The following is a 22,108-nucleotide window of genomic DNA, read 5'->3' on the forward strand; positions in this document are numbered from 1 at the left end:
TATCAGAACATTAAGATTGTATAAAGAAAACCTCCGCCGCATCAAATCCATATTCGATGCGGCGGAGGTCTGAAATATAATGAGTATGTTATTTAGTATTCCGTATCCGTGTCATTTCCGGATATTGTATTACCTTCATCGTCTGATGCTGATTCATCTTCTGACAGAATATCTTCCTCATTTTCCTGTTCTTTTTCATATTCTTCCGGAGAAAGAATATGAATCAGTTCGTAGAGCGTGTAGTCATCAACCGTTCCCAGCTTAGTCATGCCGCGGCGGTAGTAAGGCTCAATGGAATCGTAGGTTTCATCGGTGCATACAATAATAACCTTATCAAACGTTTCCATAGGGTCATAGTAAGTGCGGCTTGCGCCCCAGCCAAGAAATGAACCTACGGAAATTCCGTCAATGATATTCAGACGATTTTCCAGAAGCCGTGCGATACGGGCAACTTCGATAATTTCCGAATCGCTGTCACCGATAAAATATACTAAATCACAGTCGGAATGCTCCTGTACATAACCGGTAATTGCGGTACTGGTTTCGTAATTGTTGCGGCTTGTATAATAGTAGTAAAAAACGATGTTGCACAACAGCCAGATGATTGCAATCAAAGCCATGGCAGAAGTAAAAATCAGCGGATTCGGGTGGGCTTTAAGCCATGCCACCAGACCGCCGATGCCGATACCGACAACCAGAAATCCGGATACCACAGGAATTAAGTGGTATCTGAATTCAAAGGTTTCAGAGCCGTAAGTCGTATCGGTTAAAATCAATACGGCAAGATTGACGGCAATAATACAGCATACCATGCCGGCAACCGTCTGTACCGGGGAATCTGTCTGACCGTTTTTTAACAAGCCGGACAGCGGGCGGACTGTCTTTATCGTTGCAATCAGAATAATGACAAACAGCAAAAAAGCCGCCATATGTGACAGATAATGGATACCAAAGGCTGATGTTACGACAATTTTCTGATTTGGCAGTGCGCCGAACAGCTCTGCAATGCCGACAATACATTTTGCAAAATTATTGACAAAATTTTCTGCCGTGGTAAGCACCATTTCGTTTGTAAAAATGTCAGCACCGTAAATTTTTGCACTGGCATAGCCCAGTCCGTAAATGACAAGACTTGCGGAAAGCAGAAGCGTGTTTTTGCTCAAAAAGTTTTTGAAACTGCCACTGCAGATGACGGTAAACAATTCATATAAAATGATTGGAAACAGACCGCAAATTAACAGGTACAGACCGCAGGAGAGTGCAGTCAGATACACAGCAGCAAAATAAGTAATCAAAATATGAAGATATCTGCGGACCGGTATCCCAAGCCTGATTTTTAAAAGAATGTCAATCAGCATAATCGGAATCAGCACTTTAATGATGTAATAGGCGGCACCCGTAAACATCATCGGCATATATCCGAGCGGTTCCAAAGAATACGGTGTCAGCAGAAGTACATAAACAATCATGCGTACCAGCTTCGGCAGCTGTAACATTTTAAAAATATCCCTGAAAATGTAAATGTAGAGCAAAACACCCAGACAGTCAGCAATGCCGTAGGCTAAAAAAATGTTGTGGGTAATCCCGTAAAAAATACTCGCGGGAATAATCACGGAATCGAGTCCAAGTGTAGACTGGTAATCCCAGTGTTTTAAAAAAATGCTTTTCTGATTCCAGATTTCCATTGCCTGCGCCATGGCGGCGGAGGAATCAAAGCCTGCTTCATATTTTAAATGGGTCAGGTTAAAAACAAAAATTAACAGCAGCTGTGCAATGACAAAAATTTCAAAAAAAACAATCCACGGACCGGAGTCTTTGATTTTAGCAATCCATGTTTTCATAAAGTTCCTCATGATAAGTGTACCAGTGTTCCGCCCTTGACTTCTACGATTTGTGTGTTGTTAATGCACAGCCATGCAGAAGCAGCGGACGGATTGTATACAAAGCTGTTGTCTGCGGCAAACTGCAGACGGTCAAAGACTTTGTTGTAATCGACGATTTCAATATTGGTAGCATACCAGATGTCATCGTGGCCGCCCATCATTTCCGCAAATTCTTCCATGATTTCCCAGTTGTTGTTACGGGTAAATTCAAAACTGTGTCCCCATACATACATCATATAGAGATACTGTTTCTTTTTTAACGAAAGAAATGCCTTGCCGAATTCTACCAGATGATGGTTGTGGTGGCAGGTCGGAAGCCACTGCATATAATTTTCAGGCATGCCAAAACCGGTTTCATCGCCTAAAAGAATCGGGCCTTCAGCTTCTTTAGCACCTTTTTGTGCTGCATAGACAGCTGCATATTTATCGGCGGCAACACGACCGTATTCCATGCCGAGGCTGTTTGCAATACGGCAGACCTTTTCATTGCTTGAACCGTTCGGATAAGCCATGCCGCGGATAGGATAGCCCATCGTTTTTTCAAGCTCCATGCGGTTATTTAAAATTTCGTAGACAATTTCATTGTCAGGGCATCTTGCGATTGTCGGGTGGGTGCAGGTATGAACCGCAACCTCATGTCCGGCATATAAATCCTTCCATTCGTCTTTCGGGATACGGATATCCGGCTGGTCAATGCCGGTGTTTAAGTTAAAGGTACCACGCAGACCGTTTTTGTTAAAAATCTCAACAAGACGTCTGTCCTCTAGTTTGCCGTCATCATAGCTGAATGTAAGTACTTTGTGCTTTCCGCCCGGAAATGCTTTATAAATCTTATTCATCGTAACATTATCACCTTTCTTTAAAAACTGTAAACTTCATACAGTATAGCGCAAAACCTGTTATTTGTCGATAAAACAAAACGATTTTATCACCTGATTGAGAAAATATAAGTAATCGGTGCGGCGGATACAGGCATCGGCATAGACAGGTGTAGAAAATAAAAGCGCATCATTGACGTAGACACAGACAGAACCGACAATATCACCGGTAAAGACAGGGGCGGCAATGCTGTCCGGTGTATTAATAACAACGTTGACAAGGTCTTCTTTACGCAGCAGCAGACGGCAGGTATCGTGAATGGAAACCGGCAGTTCCTTTTCCAGCCCGTCAGTAACGGTGATGCTTTTTAGAGGAAAGTTTTTACCAATAATTTCTTCATGATTAAAATGTTCTTTCCCCCAGTTTAACAGCGTGCGGCAGTCCTGCCACTTGTAGGTTTTTGAAGGCGGCCAGCCGCAGGCAAGCAGTGCTGCAATAAAGGTTTTGCCGTCATACCGGCAGGCACAGACATAGCAGTAGCCGGCATTGCCGGTAAATCCGGTTTTTCCGGAGAGCACGCCGTCATACATATTTAAAAAGGCATTGGCATTGGAAACACTGTAAGAACCAAACTGATGTTCCTTTGCCTGGGTAATCGCCAGGAACTCTTCATTCTGTATACAGTAGGACATGATAACGGCAAGTTCTTTTGCCGTTGTGGCATGTTCCCCGGTTTCATCAGAGGCATCCAGCCCGTTTGGTGTAATAAAATGAGTCTGTGTACAGCCTAGAGATACGGCTTTTTCATTCATCAGCCCTGTAAACACGGCAACGAGGATTTTGCTTTGCTCGGTTGTGATATTTTGCAGAAAAGAAGTGTCAAATCCGGAAGGAAATGACACAAAGGAGAGGTCTTTTCCGGAAAGTACGTCATACGTATCGGGATAAATGCCGGACTGAACCTGATAAATATAGTAACAGGCAGTATTTTCTGCAATAATAACTGCCGAATCATTGTGGGATTTTAACATCAGCGAATAGAGCAGATCATTTAAGGTAAACGTTTCGCCTTTCTTTGCATTTAACTGGACATCGGGCATGGAAGCGGCATAGGCGCTTGTGGTGCAGGTCATTTCCTTTAAACCGTATTCTAAGGCAATGACACAGCTCATAATCTTTGTGGTGCTTGCCATGGGGGCAGGGGTGTCTTCATTCTTTCCATATAAAACACGTCCCGAATCGCCGTCTAACAATACGGCATATTTTGCATGCAGCTGCAAATCGTCTTCGGCGGCAGAAACACGGATATGGGACGGCAGGAGTGCCGTAATGGAATATGTAAGGGTTGTCAGAAAAAGCACGAGGCAGAGCCATTTTTTCATAGTGCGCTAAAACCTATCTTTTTTAATTAGATTTATGATAAGAATGTGCGAAAAATGCCACCAAAGAAAAGTGGCAAATGCCACAAAAAATAAGTGACAAATGCCACAAAAAATAAGTGGCATATCACAAAAGCTGTCCACATATATTGGGATAAACCAAAAAGAAACAGGCGGAGCGTCTGTAGAATGGAGGGAAAATGACGGACAGAATAAAAGAAATTGAAAATTTACTGCCGGACAGGCTGAAAAACAGTCTGTTTTCAGGGATGTTTGGTTTCCGGGTTACCTATGACGGACTGGAAGAAATCCGTCTGCGGTGTGCACAGCCGCCAGAAATCCGGTTTAAGGGAAAGGATTACCGGACAGACAAAGTAATTATAGCGCCTCAGGATATCCGGCAGTGTCTGGAATATATGAGCCATTATTCCCTCTATGCGTTTCAGGAGGAAATCAGGCAGGGGTATCTGACCGTGCGGGGCGGACACCGGATTGGTGTACTAGGGCATGCCGTGCTGGAAAACGGTATCGTCACCGGACAGACGTCCCTGTCATTTTTAAATATCCGGGTGGCGCATGAAAAAATCGGCTGTGCAGATACGGTTATGGATTTTGTATGCAAAGACGGAGTCCTGAAACATACGCTGATTATTTCGCCGCCCTGCTGCGGCAAGACTACACTTTTGCGGGACATTGTAAGACAGCTTTCACAGGGCAGTGTGATTCCTGCAAAAAAGGTGTGCGTTGTCGATGAACGTTCTGAAATTGCCGCCTGTGTGGACGGGATTCCGCAGAATCATCTGGGAGAGCGTACCGATGTCATCGACTGCTGCCCGAAGGCAGAAGGGATGCTGATGGTAATCCGGGCGATGTCGCCGGATATTGTGGCAGTCGATGAGATTGGCGGAAAAAAAGACATAGAAGCCATTGAGTCAGTAATACACTGCGGCTGTATCGTGATTGGTACGGTGCATGGGGCAGATGTTAAAGAACTGTATCAGAAACCGGAACTGGGTGCGCTGCTAAAACGCGGGGTATTTGGCAGATTGATTGTATTATCCGGCAAAAATGGTGCGGGAACAGTACAGGAATGTCTGGAATTATAAAGGAGGAGTGAGCGATGATAAAGTTATGCGGTGCAGTGTGCATTGTAGCTGGTACAACCTGTTACGGACTGTTTTATGCGTTTCAGAAAAAAAGCAGACTGTGGCGGTTAAAGCAGTTTAAGGAATCCCTGCTTTGCCTTAGCGGACAGCTGCGTGTGGCGAGAATGACCATGCCGCAGGCACTGGCACAAATCGGGCAGAAAAGCCGTTATGATTACCTTTCACAGTTTTACATCTTTGTATCGGAAAATCTGGAACAGCATACATACAGCGGATTCTGGGAAACGTGGACAGCCGGTATTGACAGCTATGTCCGCGATATTTATCTGACAGAAAGTGACAGTGAAATTTTAAAAAATATCGGAAGTATTCCGCTTCATCTGGACATTCAGATGCAGCTTGCCTTTTTGGAAGAAAATATTTTGGAACTGGAGAATCTGATTGAAGAAACACAAAAAGATATCCGCGCCCGGTGCCGCATTTATCAGAGTGCCGGAGTTATAGCAGGACTTGTGATTGTATTAATTTTGATTTAAAGCATCAGACCGATAAGGGGGTGGTTATTTGGAGGTCAGCCTGATCTTTAAAATTGCGGCGGTCGGAATTCTGGTTTCTGTCATCAGTCAGATTTTAAAGCACAGTGGAAGAGAAGAACAGGCGTTCTTAACAAGTCTTGCGGGGCTTCTGCTGGTGTTGTACTGGATTGTGCCGTATATCAGCGATTTATTTGAAGCCATGAAAAAAATGTTTGAATTATAGGCGGGAGAGGCATGGAAGGAATCAAAGTGATTATGGCGGCGTTAGCAGGGGTGTTTCTGGCGGCGGTTTTAAAAAGCGTAAAAAGTGAAATGACGATGCTTGTCGCCGCCGGCGTATCGGTATTGATCCTGTTTTATATTCTGTCGGGACTTTCGGTAATCGTAGAGCAGTTAAAAATGCTACAGGGGTACATCGGAATCAGCGGAAAATATATCGGAATCCTCGTTAAAATGATAGGCATTTCCTATATGACACAGCTTGCTGCAGACATCTGCCGTGACAACGGCCAGACCGCAGTGGCGGGGCAACTGGAGGTGTTTTGCAAGATCACGATTGCCGCACTGGGTATGCCGGTGGTGCTTACATTATTTGAGGTTGTGACAAAATGTATTGGGTAATAAAAGTATCGTATCGGAAAAGAAATGCGACGGGGGAAAAACGTTTTTTTGGGATCAGGGTATTGGGGGTGATGGCAGCGGTGTGTGTCAGCCTTGCGGCGGCAGGCATGAGGGCAGAACCGGTATGTGCCGCGACCGGTACGCAGATGGTATTGGAAGCGGCGGCAGATACGGCGCAGGAAGCCGGTTACGGCGATTACGATTATTCTGCCATTGACAGGGCAGTACGGCAAAACAGTGGTTACAGCATTTCTTTTCAGGAAATTATCAATCAGATAACGGGAGAGGACGGTGTCACCGGACAGGGAATTTTTCCGGTACTGAATAAAACATTTTTACAGGTCATAACAGGCAGTAAAACCGCAGTCGTACAGATTATCATACTGGCACTGTTTTCGGCAGCAATCCGCTGTTTCGGTCCGTCTGCATGCAAAGAGCAGATATCCGACACGGCACAGATGATTCTGTCCATATCGCTGACGGCGGTGCTGATTGCTTCGTTTTATACGGCATGCACCATCAGCACCGATACGCTGGAGGGCTGTATCAGCGTATATAAAGCGGTTGTTCCGGTATTTTTTTCAGCGGTTGCCTTTGCATCCGGCAATGTGACGGCGGCAGTTTATTATGAAATTGTATTAATGCTCATTACCACCGTGAATCTGCTGTTTAAAAGCGTGTTAATCAAGGTGGACCAGATTTATATGCTGATTTCCATGGCAGATGCCGTTGCAAAAGAAGAACGTTTTACGAAAGCGGCGGAACTCTGTGTGCAGGTCATGAAATGGTCGGGCAGGACGGCATTGGTTGTTTTTACAGGGCTTGGAGGCTTAAAGGGAATGCTCGTACCGGTATCGGAAACCTATAAAAAGAAAATGCTTTACCGTGCCGTGCAGACACTTCCCGGTGTGGGCAGTTCAATAGAAACGGTTACGCAGACTGTCTGGGGGGCAGCTAAAATTATTAAAAACGGTATCGGTATGGCGGCGGTCATTGCTGTGTTGATTGTCTGTGCAGTTCCTGTTTTAAAGCTGGTACTGATGGCAGTGCTGTTTAAAGTGACAGCGGCAGTAATTGAACCGGTGGCGGATAAAAGGGTGGTAAAGGCAGTCAATGCACTGGGAACGGCAGTCGGAATGCTTCTGATGACGGTACTGGCAGCAGTCAGTTTATTTTTACTGATGCTGGCAATGATTGTGATGATGACGGGATTACAGTAAGAAGGGAAGTGGACAATGGAAGCTGTACTATCGTGGGTAAAACAAATTTTTATTTTGAGTATTTTATCAACGGTTGTCACACATTTGATGCCGTCAGCAAAATATACGAAGTACGCATCGTATATCTGCGGACTGCTGATTGTCATGGTGTGTATACAGCCGCTTGCGGCAGTTTTTCACGGAGGCATTTCACCGGATAAAATTTATGAGTCTGTCATGACCTATAATCAGAGTAACCGGCTAAAGCAGGAACTGACGTACCGGGAAGGGGATTCTGCACAGTCTGTCATGGAAGCCTATGAAAAAGAAACGGCAAAAACCGTGGAAGAATATGTACTGGAAAACGGTTATTACCCTGCAAAAACAACCGTTACGGTGGAGAAAGACAAAGACAGCAAAGATTATGGGAAGATATGCGCTGTATCAGTGGTTTTATCGGAGAAAAAAGAACAGCAGATTTCAGTTGAACAGATTGTTATCGGGGAAAGCACAGAAGAAAAAAAACAGGAAATATCGCAGGATTACAGTACACTGCGAAATGAACTGGCACAGCTTTTACATATTACAATTTCATGTGTGGAGGTAAAACAGAAGTCCCGGTGAAAACAGGAGGTGAAAAGATTTCATGGCACCGATAAAATGGAACAGAATTTTTGAAAAAATTCAGAATAAATCCGGTAAAGAGAAAATAACAATAGTAGTACTTACAGGGATTTTACTGCTTGTAATTTCACTTCCGACCGGTTCAAAGTCCGGACAGACAGAAACGAATGAAAATACACAGACCCGGCAGACCGGATTGTCAGAAAGCGCAAAAAGCTACGAAACGGTGTTGGAAGAAAAACTGGAAAAAGCATTAAAAAAAGTAGAGGGGGTCGGAGAAGTCAGTGTAGTCATCACATTAAAAAATACATCAGAAAAAATTATTGCGGCGGATTCGGATTACAGTGAAAGCGTGATCCAGGAAAGCGACAGTGCCGGGGGCGTGCGAAGTACTACACAGCAAAGCGGAAGCACAAGCAATATTTATTACGATACGCAGGAGGGCAGTGAGCCGTATGTCACCAAAGAAAATATGCCGGAGGTGGAGGGCATTGTCATTGTTGCAAAGGGAGGTGGTGACGGAAATGTATGCGCTGATATTACAGCCGCGGCAGAAGCACTGCTTGGAGTACCCGCACATAAAATTAAAGTTTTGAAAATGAATTAAAAATCTGGAGGTTGTTTTGAAAAGGATTAAAAAGAATCAGCTGATTATTACGGCACTGGCAATTATGATAGCTGCGGCAGGCTACATAAATTACACCGGCAATTTATCGGATATTATCACGGTAAATGACACGGTAAGCACACAGGACCCGACGTCCAATCCGGTCGATGAGGTATCCGGCGACATTTTAAGCAACGATGCCGAACCGGATGAGCAGAGTCTTCAGGAACCGGGCAGTGTGGTACTCACTTCGGGTAACGGTGTGTCTTCAAGTGTGGTTTCGGAAGCAAAGTTAAACCGCGAACAGATCCGTGCAAAAAATAAAGAAACCTTACTGGAAGTTATTAATAATGCCGCACTGACCGAGAGTGCAAAGGCAGAGGCGGTGGCGCAGCTTTCAGCAATTACGGATAATTCGGAAAAAGAAATTGCGGCGGAGCTGCTGCTTGAAGCCAAAGGCTTTTCCGATGCGGCAGTGTCCATTTTAGACGGAAACGTGGATGTTGTCATCAATCAGACACAGCTGACCGATACGCAGAAAGCACAGATTGAAGATATCGTAAAAAGAAAAACAGGAGTGGCGGCAGACAAGATTACAATAAATGTTTGCAATAATCAGAAAAATTGATTATAATATCTAATAAGTACATTTCGATAATTAGGAGGTTTATCTATGACGAAAGAGTTTGAAGATAGAGGAAACACTTATACAATCCGCGAGAACGTAAGCAATATCGGTGAAGTAAGAGTTGCGGATGAGGTTGTGGCAATTATCGCAGGACTTGCTGCAACAGAGATTGAAGGTGTGAAATCTATGGCAGGCAATATTACAAATGAACTGGTAAGCAAGCTGGGTATGAAGAACCTTTCCAAGGGTGTAAAGGTCAATGTCAGTGAGGAAAACGTTTCTGTTGATTTAGCACTCAATATCAGATACGGTTATGAGATTCCGGTTGTATCCAAAAAGGTACAGGAAAAGGTAAAATCTGCAATTGAAACCATGACAGGGCTTGAAGTCAGTGTCGTCAATATTAAGATTGCAGGCGTAGATGTTGAGGCACAGTAAACAGGTGCCGGCGCAGCATGAAAGTGGAAGAATCCGTAAGATATTTTTTTGACATATCGGACGGGTTTTCCATTTTTATGTGCGGATTTCAGACAGATTTTAGGCGATTGTCCGCAGACAGGGCAATGGAAAAGTGTTTACTTGGAATCAATTCTTGTTTGGTTTCAAGATATTTTTTTGTAAAGCTGTTTTACAGCAGAAAGGACAACAATGACAAGATCGGTAATCAGGGAACATATTTTTAAGCTGCTGTTTCGTGTGGAATTTCATGATGCACACGAACTGGACGGACAGATTCGTCTGTATATGAACGAACTTGGAACAATCAGCGAGGCTGACTGCAAATATATTACAGAGAAAACACAGACGATTGCAGCACTGCTTCCTGAAATAGATGAAAAAATTAACAGTGTATCGGAAGGCTGGCCGGTAAACAGACTGGGTAAGGCAGAACTTGCCATTATGCGTCTTGCCGTTTATGAAATGCTGTATGATGAGGATATTCCGGTAAATGTGGCGATTAACGAAGCCGTGGAACTGGCAAAAAATTACGGCGGGGATAATGCACCGTCTTTTGTAAACGGTGTGCTTGCAAAGCTTGCAAAATAGAAAAAAGGCAGCGTCTGCGGAAAGGAGAAAAATATGCCGGGCGTGTATACGGTAACACAGATGAATTCTTACATTAAGAATATGTTCCGGCAGGATTTTGTGCTGAGCAGGATTTCTGTGAAAGGTGAGGTTTCAAACTGTAAGTATCACACTTCCGGGCATATTTACTTTTCCTTAAAGGACGGGCAGGGCATGATGTCTGCAATTATGTTTGCGGGCAGTGCCAAAAACTTAGAGTTCCGGTTAGAGAACGGCATGCAGGTGATTGTAAGCGGCAGAATTGACGTTTACGAGCGGGACGGAAAATACCAGCTGTATGCCAATGCCATTGAAGTGGACGGACAGGGCGATTTATATAAACAATTTGAAGCGTTAAAGAAAAGCTATGAAGAAATGGGATATTTCAGCCCGGAATATAAACGTCCTATTCCTTCATTTTCACGAAGAATCGGTATTGTAACGGCGGCAACAGGGGCGGCGGTGCATGATATTATGAATATTTCATACCGCAGAAATCCGTATGTGGCGCTGTATCTGTACCCGGCACTGGTGCAGGGAGAGCAGGCGGCAGAAAGCATTGCGGAAGGTATCCGTACACTCGATGAAAAGAATCTGGATGTATTGATTGTCGGCAGAGGCGGCGGTTCCATGGAAGACTTGTGGGCATTTAACGAAGAGCCGGTGATTGAAGCAGTTTTTGCGGCAAAGACACCGGTGATTTCCGCGGTTGGACATGAAACTGATTTTACCATTACCGATTTTGTGGCGGACTTACGCGCACCGACGCCATCTGCGGCAGCAGAGCTGGCAGTCTGTGATATTTCTGCAATAGAAGCGCAGATTGCAGCATATGAAAAGGCATTGTATACGGCGGCAGTGCGTAAGATTTCAGACAGTAAAAATGTACTGGAAAACTACAGGCTCCGGCTGGCTGTTTTTAACCCGGTGAGCAGGATTGAGGATGGACGGCAGTATACCATGCAGGCAGAAGAACGGCTGGAGAAGGCACTGTATCAGGTGCTTGCGGCAAAGCGGCATCAGATGGAACTGCTTGCAGCACGCTTAAACGGTGTTTCCCCGCTTGCAAAGCTGGGACAGGGATATGCGTATGTATCCGCAGAGGACGGAACGAGAATCAGAAGCACCGCGGATGTGGCGGAAAAGTCCCTGATGAAAATTTATTTAAAAGACGGATATGTAAAGGCACAGGCATTGGAGGTTACGCATGGCAAAGGCACAGACGCTTGAACAGTCATTTGAAAAGCTCGAACAGATTATAGGAAATCTTGAAAACGGGGATGTTTCGTTAGAGGATTCTTTCAAATTATATAATGAAGGCATGAAATTGATTCAGAACTGCAATCAGCAGCTGGACAAGGTGGAAAAAAAGATTGTGGTACTCAATCAAAAAGAGGGTGACGAAGATGAATTTTAATGAGGAATTAAAGCAGCGTGTAGAGCAGATTAATGCCCTGCTTGCGGCAAAGCTCCCGGCAGAAGAAGGGATGCAGCAGCGCGTGGCGGAGGCGATGAATTACAGTGTCAATGCGGGCGGAAAAAGACTGCGCCCGATGCTTCTTTTGGAGGTGTACAGACTGCTTGGCGGAACGGATGAAAAAATTACAGAACCGTTTATGGCAGCGCTGGAATGTATTCATACGTATTCACTGGTGCATGATGATTTACCGGCAATGGACAATGACGATTACCGCCGCGGCAAATTAACAACCCATAAAAAATTCGGGGAAGACTTTGGTGTGCTGGCGGGAGACGGATTGCTTAATTACGCGTATGAACTGTTGTTTAACGGCATTTCAGAAGTGACGGAACCAGACGATTTAATCGGATGTGTAAAGGCGGCAAAGGTGATTGCATACAAGGCAGGCATTTACGGCATGGTCGGCGGCCAGTCACTGGATGTGTGGCTGACGGACAAGCCGATGAATGAAGCACAGCTTGAATTCATCTTTAATCTAAAGACCGGAGCGCTCATTGAAGCAGCATTTATGGCGGGAGCAATTCTTGCCGGGGCAGATGACCGGACGGTTGAAAAAATGGAAAAAGCCGGCAATCTGATCGGCGTGGCATTCCAGATTCAGGATGATATTTTAGATGTCACAAGCACGCAGGAAGTCCTCGGAAAACCGGTATTAAGTGATGAAAAAAATCATAAAACGACATATGTCACATTATACGGAATGGAAAAAGCCGAAAAAGATGTGATAGAGATGTCAAATGAAGCACTGCGTCTGATTGAAGAAACCGGGGAAAATGAATTTTTAGATGAACTTGTGCGCAGACTGATTCACAGAGAAAAATAAGCTGTTTGGTGACAGCGGAGGTTCGTATGATACTTGAAAAGATTAACAAGCCCAATGATATTAAGGCACTTGACCCGATTGAATATAACCAGCTGGCAGATGAAATCCGGCAGTTTCTGATTGAAAATATCAGTAAAACGGGCGGACATCTGGCATCCAATCTGGGTGTTGTTGAATTGACGATGGCACTGCATCTGGTATTTAATCTTCCACAGGATAAATTAATCTGGGACGTGGGACATCAGGCATATACCCATAAAATTTTAACGGGCAGAAAAAATCAGTTTGACCAGCTGCGTAAATTCGGCGGCATGAGCGGATTTCCAAAGCGCAATGAAAGTCATTACGATGCATTTGATACGGGACACAGTTCGACTTCAATTTCAGCGGGACTGGGATATGTCAGCGCCCGCGATATCAAAAAAGAGCATTACAGCGTGATTTCTGTTATCGGTGACGGCGCTTTGACCGGCGGCATGGCATATGAAGCGTTAAATAACGCATCACAGGTAAAGGGAAACTTTATTATTGTGTTAAATGATAACAATATGTCAATTTCCAAAAATGTCGGCGGGGTATCCAAAATGCTTGGTGAAATCCGTGCTTCCAACTCCTATTATGATTTAAAGGAAGGGGTTACCAACACATTGTATAAGATGCCTATGGGCAGTGTGATTGTGGACAAGATTAAAAAGACAAAAAGCAATATTAAGCAGCTTATTGTTCCCAATCAGATGTTTGAAGGCATGGGCATTACCTATTTAGGTCCGGTAGATGGTCATGATATTGAAAAACTGATAAAAATTTTTAAGGTGGCTAAGCGGATTGACCATGCCGTGCTGGTACATGTGGTGACCCAGAAAGGCCACGGATACAGACCAGCGGAGCGTAATCCGAGCAAATATCACGGTATTGCACCGTTTGATATTAAGACCGGAAATGTGTTAAAAAACGAGAATGGCAAAAGTTATTCGGAAGTTTTTTCAGAGGCGGTCTGTAAGCTGGCAAAGAAGGATGCAAAGATTGCGGCAATTACGGCGGCGATGCCGGACGGAACGGGTCTTGCCAAGTTTTCACGGTGGTATCCGGAACGCTTTTTTGATGTAGGCATTGCGGAGGCACATGCCGTTACATTTTCGGCAGGACTGGCAGCAGGCGGTTTAAAGCCGGTATTTGCCGTGTATTCATCTTTTCTGCAGCGTGCCTATGACCAGATATTACACGATGTCTGTATCCAGCAGTTACACGTGGTCTTTGCAATTGACCGCGCAGGACTGGTAGGCAGTGATGGAGAAACCCATCAGGGAATATTTGACTTGTCGTATCTGTCAAATATTCCGAATATGACAGTGTTTGCACCGAAAAACGCGTGGGAGCTGGAAGTGGGACTTGAATTCGGACTGGAAGAATATAATGGTCCGTTTGCGCTCAGATATCCGCGTGGAACAGCGGTGACGGCATTTGAAGAATTTAAGCAGCCGATTGTATATGGTGAAGCAGAAGTGATGTATTATGAAAAAGATATTGCCCTGCTTGCGGTCGGCAGCATGGTGGAAACAGCAGACATTGTACGGAAAAATTTAAAAGCACAGGGGTACTCTGTCACGCTGATTAATGCACGTTTTGTAAAGCCGATTGACGAATCGGCGGTATTTAAATGCGGCAGGGAACACAATCTGATTGTAACCATGGAAGAAAATGTGATTTCCGGCGGGTTCGGTGAGAGTGTCTGTCAGCTGGTTTCAGATTTACAGTTACCGGTGCGGGTGTTAAACATTTCACTGCCTGATGATTACATTGAGCATGGCAGCGTTGATATTTTACGCTGTGAAGCCGGAATTGATGCGGAAACCGTAACGGAACGCATTATTTCATTTTATGAAAATATCGTACTTTAGAATGGAGCAGATATGGCAAAAGAACGTTTGGATGTACTGCTGGTATCGCGGGGACTGGCAGAGTCAAGAGAAAAAGCAAAAGCAATTATTATGTCAGGAAATGTCTATGTAGACGGTCAGAAAGAAGACAAGGCAGGCTCGAATTTTCCTGCGGAAGCCGTGATAGAGGTCCGAGGCAATACATTAAAATACGTAAGCCGCGGTGGCTTAAAATTAGAAAAAGCAATGGAAAATTTCGATGTGACACTGGCGGGGAAAATCTGCATGGACGTCGGTTCTTCCACGGGCGGATTTACGGACTGTATGTTACAGAACGGTGCAGTCAAAGTCTATGCGGTTGATGTGGGACACGGACAGCTTGCATGGAAACTGCGCAATGATGAACGTGTGGTCTGCATGGAAAAGACAAATATCCGCTATGTGACACCGGAAGACGTTGCAGATAAAATCAATTTTTCAAGCATTGACGTATCCTTTATTTCACTGACTAAGGTTTTAGGACCGGTTAAGGAACTTTTGTCCGATGACGGACAAATTGTCTGTCTGATTAAGCCACAGTTTGAAGCAGGCAGGGAAAAAGTCGGCAAGCATGGTGTGGTACGTGACAGTGCAGTGCATCTGGAAGTGATTGAAAAAGTGATTGATTTTGCAATATCAATTGGATTTGAAGTGCTCAATCTCGAATTTTCACCGGTAAAAGGACCGGAGGGGAATATTGAATATCTGCTGCATCTGCAGAAACATACAGAGGGCAGTTATCCGGACGTTCCGTTTGAAGCGGCACAGGTTGTAGAAAAAGCACATGCGGCACTCGATTAAGAAACACTGGAGGCGCAGATACGCTGATGAAGAAGTTTTATATTATTACAAATAAGGCTAAAGATGCAGATTACAGTTTTACAAAAGAAATTGAACAGTATCTGCAAAAAAACGGTGCGGTCTGTCTAAGCAGCAATCAGGAGCAGACCGGCGGCGATACGGATTACCGCTATACCGATGCAAGGCAGATTCCGACAGATACAGAGTGTATTATTGTACTTGGCGGGGACGGAACGCTGATTCAGGCAGCAAGAGATGTCAATAAAACCAATATTCCGCTGCTTGGCGTGAATATCGGGACACTCGGGTATCTGACCGATGCCGACAGAAGCACCGTATATGAAGCACTGAACTGCTGTATGCAGGATACTTATGAAATTGATACGCGCATGATGCTTTCAGGAACAATTTACCGCGACGGTGAACCGGTTTTTGAAAATACGGCATTAAACGATATTGTAATCAGCCGGTGCGGGACACTGCGTGTCATAGATTTTGATGTACACGTAAACGGCGAATATTTAAATTCCTACAGTGCAGACGGTGTAATTGTATCCACGGCAACAGGTTCCACAGCATACAGTCTGTCAGCGGGTGGTCCGATTATCCAGCCGAATGCACAGATGATGATGATTACACCGATTTGTCCGCATACATTAAACCAGCGCAGCATTATATTCGGCGCGGAAGATGAAATTGTGATTGAAATGAGTGACAATAAGCGCCTTGCAGAAGAGCGGATTGCTACATTTGACGGGGAAATATCCCGCAAAGTAATAACCGGGGACAGGATTGTGGTACGCAGGTCAGAGAAGGTATCGCAGTTTATCAAGACCAACAAATTAAGTTTTTTACAGCGTATCCGCAATAAAATGTAAAAAATGTATTTTGCGGCGGGAGGATGGAATAAGTATGAAGTCGGAAAGACAAAATAAGATTATTGAATTAATCACCAAAAACAGTATCGGAACACAGGAGGAACTTGCAGAAGCACTGAAACAGGCCGGTTTCAGCGTGACGCAGGCGACAGTTTCCAGGGATATCCGGGAACTGAATCTTACGAAGACGTCCATAGACGGCAAAAATCAGAAGTATGTTGTCTTTCAGGCAGACAGACAGCATATGAACGACAAATTTATCCGGGTCTTAAAGGAAGGGTTTGTCGGTGCTGATATGGCACAGAATATTCTTGTTATCAAAACGGTTGCCGGAATGGCAATGGCAGTCTGTGCGGCACTTGATGCAATGCAGTGGCATGAAATTGTCGGTACGATTGCAGGGGACGACACGATTATGTGTGCGGTGCGTACGGTTGATGATACCGTAAAATTAATGGAAAAATTGAAAAAAATAGTTCACTCCTGATAAAATATTTGTTATACTAAAGAAAGCAAAACAGTAGGATACAATCCGCAGGGAGTGACATATGTTAGCAAATTTACATGTAAAAAATCTGGCTTTGATTGAGGAAGCAGATATTAATTTTAAGGACGGATTAAACATTCTGACCGGTGAAACCGGTGCCGGTAAATCCATTATTTTAGGGTCTGTCAATCTGGCACTGGGCGGAAAAGCAGTGTCGGATCTGATTCGCAGCGGTGCGGACTATGCACTGACGGAGCTGTCTTTTGACATTGAAAGCGAAGCGGTAAAAGAAAAGCTTACGGCATTCGGTGTCGAGGAATTAGAGGAAGGACAGCTCATTATTTCCAGAAAAATTACGCCCACCCGTTCCCAGATAAAGGTCAACGGTCAGACCTATACGCTCGGACAGGTGCGTGAAATGGCATCGTGGCTCATTGATATTCACGGTCAGCATGACAACCAGCTTTTGTTAAATGAAAGTCATCACATTGACATTCTGGATGCCTATGCAAAGGAGAGTCTTGCAGAGGTCAAAGCGGCATTAAAAGAGGTTTATGCGGCGTATGTAAAGCAGAAACAGGAATTGCAGGCACTTGATACGGACGAGGAAAGCAGAAACCGCGAGATTTCATTTATTGAATTTGAAGTATCCGAGATTGAGTCGGCGCAGTTATCCGAAGGTGAAGATACACAGCTGGAAGCCGATTATCAGAAAATGCTGCACGCACAGAAGATTATGGAAGAAATGGCGGTTGTCGAGCAGAATCTCGTATCGGGACAGGACAATGTCAGTGATAAGCTGGGACAGGCAGTGCGGGCATTAAACAGCGCGGCGGTATATGATGACCGGCTTAGCGGACTGTGTGCGACACTGGCGGACGTGGAAAGTCTTTTATCCGATGCGGCACGCATGACGGCGGACTATGTGGAAGATGCGGCATTTGATGCGGAAACCTTTCAGCAGGTACAGCAAAGATTGGATTTTATCAATTCCTTGAAGATGAAGTACGGTCAGACCACCGCTGAGATTCTTGCCTATGCCGAAAGCAGAAAAGAACGGCTGGAGCAGCTGCAAAGCCATGATGAACTGATTGCAAAGTTAAAACGGGAACTGGCTGAAAAAGAAAAACGGCTTTCCGGTTTATCGGCACAGCTTTCGGATTTAAGAAAAGCGGCGGCGCAGAAGCTGTGCGCACAAATCCGTGCAGCATTACAGGACTTGAATTTTGCCGATGTGCGGTTTGAAGCGGTCTTTGAGCAGACGGGGCATTTTTCGGCAAACGGAACGGACAATATGTATTTTGTGATTGCAGCCAATCCGGGTGAAGCATTAAAGCCATTGTCAAAAGTGGCTTCCGGTGGTGAACTGTCCCGTATTATGCTGGCAATCCGTACCGTAACAGCCAATCAGGACGATATCGGCACGCTCATTTTTGATGAAATTGATGCCGGAATCAGTGGCAGAACGGCACAGCGGGTTGCAGAAAAGTTATGCACGCTGTCGCAGAAACGACAGGTAATCTGCATTACGCATCTGCCACAGATTGCTGCAATGGCAGATGTGCATTTTATGATTGAAAAAGCGGTGCAGGACAATAAAACAGTTACATCCATTTACCGGCTTTTGGATACGCAGTGCGTGGAAGAGCTGGCAAGGCTGCTTGGCGGCAGTACCATTACGGAAGCGGTACGTGCCAATGCACAGGAATTGTGCCATCAGGCGGCAGCTTATAAAAATAAATAACCATAAAAAACCTATATTAGATTTTCAAATACGGCAGATACTAAGATTAAACAGTTGAGGGCATTTGCTTCAACATCATTAATAATGCCTGTGGAATGGAGCTGCGTATGAAAAAGAAAATTGTATATAGGTTTTTTATATTTGTTCTGTTTTTTATTGTGTCGGCATCGGGAATGGGGATTTATGCCCATATGGTTGCAAAGCAGCTGCCCGGAGAAATATATTTACAGAATAACCGTATCACCACACTGCAGCTGGGGCTTCCGGTTACGGCGGAAAATGATACGCAGAAAGTGAATCTTAGCAGACCGGCGGCATTTGCAGCGGATCAGACCGGCAGTTATCCCATGCAGATTAAACTGTTCGGTGTCTTTGATATCCGGACAGTTGATGTCAATGTTGTTGAACCGGATTATGTATATCCGTGCGGTTTCCAGATAGGGTTATATTTAAAGACAGACGGTGTGCTTGCGGTGAATACGCAGAGTATTACCGATATTTACGGAAATGAAGTCAATCCATGTGAAAATATTATCCGTCAGGGGGATTACATTTTAGCGGTAAATGCAGAAAAGGTATCTTCAAAAGGCACACTGGCTGAAGCGGTCAAAAAATGCGGCGGTACAGAGGTTGTTTTTACGATACTGCGCAATGGACAGCAGTTTGACGTCAGCGTGACACCGGTCATGGACGAGAGTGGAAATTATAAAATCGGTCTTTGGGTAAAAGATGATGCACAGGGAATCGGAACGATGACATACATTGACAGCTCAGGTGGATTCGGTGCATTAGGACACGGTATCAGTGATGAAACGACAGCAGGACTTTTGACGATTCATGACGGAAGGCTTTATAAAACGAAAATCGTTTCAATTATAAAAGGAACAGAAGGTACGCCGGGCGAATTTATCGGAACGATAAATTATCAGGAAAAGAATTTTCTGGGCAGTATCAGAAAAAATACGGTCAGTGGCATTTTTGGCACGTTGGACAAAAATCTGGCAGAGGAGTATGAACTGGAATATATGCAGGTCGGTTACAGCCATGAGGTAGAGAAAGGAAAGGCGTATATCCGTATGTATACAGATAATTCCTATCAGGATTATCAAATTGAAATTGACCATATCAGTTATGGCGGTCAGAAAAATCTGACATTTACCGTCAAATCTCCGGAACTTCTGGCAATGACAAATGGGATTGTACAGGGGATGTCCGGTTCGCCAATCCTGCAAAACGGAAAATTTGTCGGCGCAGTGACCCATGTTTTTATCGACAATCCGACAAAAGGGTACGGAATTTTTGCTGAAACAATGCTAAAAGAGGGAAAATAAAAACTGTTTTGTCGAAAAATGTCGAAAAACGCGAAAATATAGGATTGCCAATTTTTGTCGCAGAAGATATAATCAGTTTTTGTAAGGGGAATGAGAAAAATCTTATGGAGGGGAAATGAATGGAAGCCTTAAAGGTAGCAATTGCAGATGATAATGAGAATATGTTAAAGGTACTTGGGCAGGTCATCGGACAGGAACAGGATTTGTCCGTAGTCGGTACGGCGACGAATGGAGAAGATACATTTCACATCATTAAGGAGAAAGAACCGGATGTTGTTCTGCTGGATATTATAATGCCACAGATTGACGGATTGACGGTGATGGAAAAAGTGCATAAGGATAAGGAGATACGAAAGACGCCGGCATTTATTATTATCAGTGCTATCGGACGGGACAGTGTGACAGAAGATGCATTTAATATGGGCGCTTCATATTATATCATGAAGCCGTTTGATAATGATATGCTGATTAACAGAATCCGGTATATCAGAAATGTCCATGCGGAAAATACGAAAGCAGGAGCAGCACCGGCGCTGGAACATACGGTGGTCAGTGACCGGAATCTGGAAAGTGATATTACAAACATCATACATGACATTGGTATTCCTGCGCATATTAAAGGGTATCAGTATCTAAGAGATTCTATTATGCTGTCAGTCAAGGATAATGATGTGATTAACAGCATTACCAAAATACTTTATCCAACCATTGCCAAAAGATACCAGACGACATCAAGCCGCGTGGAGCGTGCCATCCGTCATGCAATTGAAGTGGCATGGAACCGTGGAAATACGGAAACACTCAATGGTTTGTTTGGTTATACAATCAGCAATGGCAAAGGAAAACCCACAAATTCAGAATTTATCGCGTTGATAGCCGATAAAATCCGTTTACAGTACAATATTAAATAAAAAAGTTCTTAAAAATTTCACATATAGATTAGATTTATGTCTTGCGTAATAGTTTGTAATATATTATAATATTGAAAGCAAATTTTAAAAAATATGTAACAAATTTGTAATATATTATGAGGTTTAGAAACTTATGCGTAAAAGAATTGCAAAAACTTTTGTGGCAGCAGCTTTAATTACAAGCATTGCCGGCACGTCTGTATGGGCAGATGATGTAACAGATTTAACCAATAAAAAGAATGCGGCAGAGAGCCAGTTAAGCCAGACACAGTCAGAGCTTGCTTATCTGCTTGTGCAGATGGACGAACTTGAAGTCAAGATGCATGATAAGAATGAAGAGATTGATCAGGCAAATGCGGATTTAGCAGTTACAGAGCAGAATATGCAGAATCAGTATGATGATATGAAACTGCGTATTAAATATATGTACGAAGACCAGTCAACATCGATTGCAGAGGCATTTCTTACAGCTGAAAGCATGAGCGATGCACTGAATAAAGCGGAGTACGTACAGCAGGTTTATGATTATGACCGTGGAAAGTTAGATGAGATGGCAGCAACCGCTTCACAGATCCAGAAGTTAAAGAGTACGCTCGACGCGGATAAGAAGGAGCTGGAAGCACTTGGGCAGGAGATGACAGATAAGCAGGCTGTTTTATATGCGGCAATTGCAGATCAGGAAAATACAGTGGCTGATTTGACAACACAGCTTTCAGAAGCGCAGGCTGCCGCAGCAGAAGCACAAAGACAGCGTGAAGCGCAGGCCGCCGCTGCAGCAGCTAAGACAACGACAAAGACAAAGAGCAGTACGACAACAACCGTTGCAGCAGCCAATAATTCAGGCAGTGCTTCCGGTGTGGTCAGTGCAGCGTATAGCATGTTAGGTGTGCCTTATGTATGGGGCGGTACTTCACCGAGTGGATTTGACTGTTCCGGTCTGATGTATTATATTTTCAGACAGAATGGTATTTCCGTGCCGCATTCATCCAGTGCCATTGCAGGTGGTGGCTCATCAGTCGGAAGCCTTTCGCAGGCACAGCCGGGCGATATTATCTGCTATCCGGGCCATGTAGGTGTCTACATCGGTAACGGTCAGATTATTCATGCACCGACAAGCGGTGATGTTGTAAAGATTTCATCGGCAAACATTTTACCGATTACAGCAATCAGACGTTACTGGTAATTTAAAATGAAATATGGTATAATAAAGTGTAGCTGAGATTCTTAGCTGCACTTTTGTACTATGTGGATAAGAAAAAATATGAGGCTC

At 44.3% G+C, this 22,108-nt stretch carries 24 protein-coding genes; 21 read left to right on the forward strand and 3 right to left on the reverse strand.

The genetic code is table 11. The features are described from left to right. Positions 1–92 precede the first annotated feature (92 nt). Genes LI288_RS02935 through LI288_RS02945 form a run of 3 tightly spaced genes read right to left on the reverse strand, consistent with a single transcriptional unit; the run spans position 93 to position 4,084 of the window. Positions 93–1,841 carry a hypothetical protein gene (locus LI288_RS02935; protein ID WP_227089378.1) on the reverse strand — a complete coding sequence of 583 codons (1,749 nt, stop codon included), beginning with the start codon at positions 1,839–1,841 and terminating at the stop codon, positions 93–95. Positions 1,842–1,849: 8 nt separating this feature from the next. Continuing rightward, complete coding sequence (locus LI288_RS02940; RefSeq protein WP_227089379.1) at positions 1,850–2,722, reverse strand: polysaccharide deacetylase family protein; 873 nt, start codon at positions 2,720–2,722, stop codon at positions 1,850–1,852. A 60-nt stretch (positions 2,723–2,782) separates the two neighbouring features. Beyond that, positions 2,783–4,084, reverse strand: coding sequence for a D-alanyl-D-alanine carboxypeptidase family protein (locus LI288_RS02945; protein ID WP_227089380.1), 1,302 nt, complete (start codon positions 4,082–4,084; stop codon positions 2,783–2,785). A gap of 197 nt (positions 4,085–4,281) precedes the next feature. On the opposite strand from LI288_RS02945, the gene spoIIIAA reads away from it, so the two are divergent. From spoIIIAA to LI288_RS03050, 21 genes are all read left to right on the forward strand, one after another. Continuing rightward, entirely contained in the window at positions 4,282–5,187 is a 906-nt protein-coding gene (gene spoIIIAA / locus LI288_RS02950) for a stage III sporulation protein AA (protein ID WP_022432196.1), read from the forward strand. A 14-nt stretch (positions 5,188–5,201) separates the two neighbouring features. Next, a complete protein-coding gene (locus LI288_RS02955; protein WP_227089381.1) occupies positions 5,202–5,723 on the forward strand; it encodes a stage III sporulation protein AB in 522 nt (173 codons plus the stop codon). Between the two features lie 28 nt (positions 5,724–5,751). Beyond that, on the forward strand, positions 5,752–5,946 hold the full coding sequence (gene spoIIIAC / locus LI288_RS02960; RefSeq protein WP_227089382.1) for a stage III sporulation protein AC: 195 nt from the start codon (positions 5,752–5,754) through the stop codon (positions 5,944–5,946). An 11-nt stretch (positions 5,947–5,957) separates the two neighbouring features. Then, a complete protein-coding gene (locus LI288_RS02965; protein WP_022432193.1) occupies positions 5,958–6,344 on the forward strand; it encodes a SpoIIIAC/SpoIIIAD family protein in 387 nt (128 codons plus the stop codon). Beyond that, complete coding sequence (locus tag LI288_RS02970; protein ID WP_227089383.1) at positions 6,332–7,564, forward strand: stage III sporulation protein AE; 1,233 nt, start codon at positions 6,332–6,334, stop codon at positions 7,562–7,564. Before LI288_RS02965 ends, LI288_RS02970 begins: the two co-directional genes overlap by 13 nt. A 15-nt stretch (positions 7,565–7,579) precedes the next feature. Further along, positions 7,580–8,167: a stage III sporulation protein AF gene (locus tag LI288_RS02975; protein ID WP_022432191.1), complete on the forward strand. Its 588-nt coding sequence runs from the start codon at positions 7,580–7,582 to the stop codon at positions 8,165–8,167. 22 nt (positions 8,168–8,189) lie between these two features. Continuing rightward, positions 8,190–8,774 (forward strand): stage III sporulation protein AG, encoded by a 585-nt coding sequence (locus LI288_RS02980; protein ID WP_227089384.1) that lies wholly within the window; start codon positions 8,190–8,192, stop codon positions 8,772–8,774. Positions 8,775–8,790: 16 nt separating this feature from the next. Continuing rightward, positions 8,791–9,402 (forward strand): SpoIIIAH-like family protein, encoded by a 612-nt coding sequence (locus LI288_RS02985; protein ID WP_227089385.1) that lies wholly within the window; start codon positions 8,791–8,793, stop codon positions 9,400–9,402. A gap of 45 nt (positions 9,403–9,447) precedes the next feature. Then, the gene (locus LI288_RS02990; protein ID WP_022432188.1) at positions 9,448–9,840 is read left to right on the forward strand and encodes an Asp23/Gls24 family envelope stress response protein; all 393 of its coding nucleotides are present in this window, start codon (positions 9,448–9,450) and stop codon (positions 9,838–9,840) included. 210 nt (positions 9,841–10,050) lie between these two features. After that, on the forward strand, positions 10,051–10,449 hold the full coding sequence (gene nusB, locus LI288_RS02995) for a transcription antitermination factor NusB (RefSeq protein ID WP_227089386.1): 399 nt from the start codon (positions 10,051–10,053) through the stop codon (positions 10,447–10,449). Positions 10,450–10,482: 33 nt separating this feature from the next. Then, positions 10,483–11,697, forward strand: coding sequence for an exodeoxyribonuclease VII large subunit (xseA, locus tag LI288_RS03000; protein WP_227089387.1), 1,215 nt, complete (start codon positions 10,483–10,485; stop codon positions 11,695–11,697). Then, positions 11,675–11,884, forward strand: coding sequence for an exodeoxyribonuclease VII small subunit (gene xseB, locus LI288_RS03005; RefSeq protein ID WP_022432185.1), 210 nt, complete (start codon positions 11,675–11,677; stop codon positions 11,882–11,884). Before xseA ends, xseB begins: the two co-directional genes overlap by 23 nt. After that, entirely contained in the window at positions 11,874–12,770 is an 897-nt protein-coding gene (locus LI288_RS03010; RefSeq protein WP_227089388.1) for a polyprenyl synthetase family protein, read from the forward strand. Before xseB ends, LI288_RS03010 begins: the two co-directional genes overlap by 11 nt. Before the next feature lie 26 nt (positions 12,771–12,796). Then, a complete protein-coding gene (gene dxs, locus LI288_RS03015) occupies positions 12,797–14,668 on the forward strand; it encodes a 1-deoxy-D-xylulose-5-phosphate synthase (protein ID WP_022432183.1) in 1,872 nt (623 codons plus the stop codon). Between the two features lie 12 nt (positions 14,669–14,680). Continuing rightward, on the forward strand, positions 14,681–15,487 hold the full coding sequence (locus LI288_RS03020) for a TlyA family RNA methyltransferase (protein WP_022432182.1): 807 nt from the start codon (positions 14,681–14,683) through the stop codon (positions 15,485–15,487). Positions 15,488–15,513: 26 nt separating this feature from the next. After that, complete coding sequence (locus LI288_RS03025) at positions 15,514–16,365, forward strand: NAD(+)/NADH kinase (protein WP_022432181.1); 852 nt, start codon at positions 15,514–15,516, stop codon at positions 16,363–16,365. A gap of 34 nt (positions 16,366–16,399) precedes the next feature. Further along, the gene (gene argR, locus LI288_RS03030; RefSeq protein WP_022432180.1) at positions 16,400–16,852 is read left to right on the forward strand and encodes an arginine repressor; all 453 of its coding nucleotides are present in this window, start codon (positions 16,400–16,402) and stop codon (positions 16,850–16,852) included. Between the two features lie 61 nt (positions 16,853–16,913). Next, entirely contained in the window at positions 16,914–18,596 is a 1,683-nt protein-coding gene (recN, locus tag LI288_RS03035; RefSeq protein ID WP_227089389.1) for a DNA repair protein RecN, read from the forward strand. 107 nt (positions 18,597–18,703) lie between these two features. Continuing rightward, entirely contained in the window at positions 18,704–19,927 is a 1,224-nt protein-coding gene (spoIVB, locus tag LI288_RS03040) for a SpoIVB peptidase (protein WP_227089390.1), read from the forward strand. A 119-nt stretch (positions 19,928–20,046) separates the two neighbouring features. Next, positions 20,047–20,838 carry a sporulation transcription factor Spo0A gene (spo0A, locus tag LI288_RS03045; protein WP_022432177.1) on the forward strand — a complete coding sequence of 264 codons (792 nt, stop codon included), beginning with the start codon at positions 20,047–20,049 and terminating at the stop codon, positions 20,836–20,838. Positions 20,839–20,971: 133 nt separating this feature from the next. Then, positions 20,972–22,021 carry a C40 family peptidase gene (locus LI288_RS03050; RefSeq protein ID WP_227089391.1) on the forward strand — a complete coding sequence of 350 codons (1,050 nt, stop codon included), beginning with the start codon at positions 20,972–20,974 and terminating at the stop codon, positions 22,019–22,021. The last annotated feature ends 87 nt before the right edge of the window (positions 22,022–22,108 follow it).

The sequence above is a fragment of the Lachnospira pectinoschiza genome, assembly GCF_020564355.1.
GTDB lineage: Bacteria > Bacillota > Clostridia > Lachnospirales > Lachnospiraceae > Lachnospira > Lachnospira intestinalis.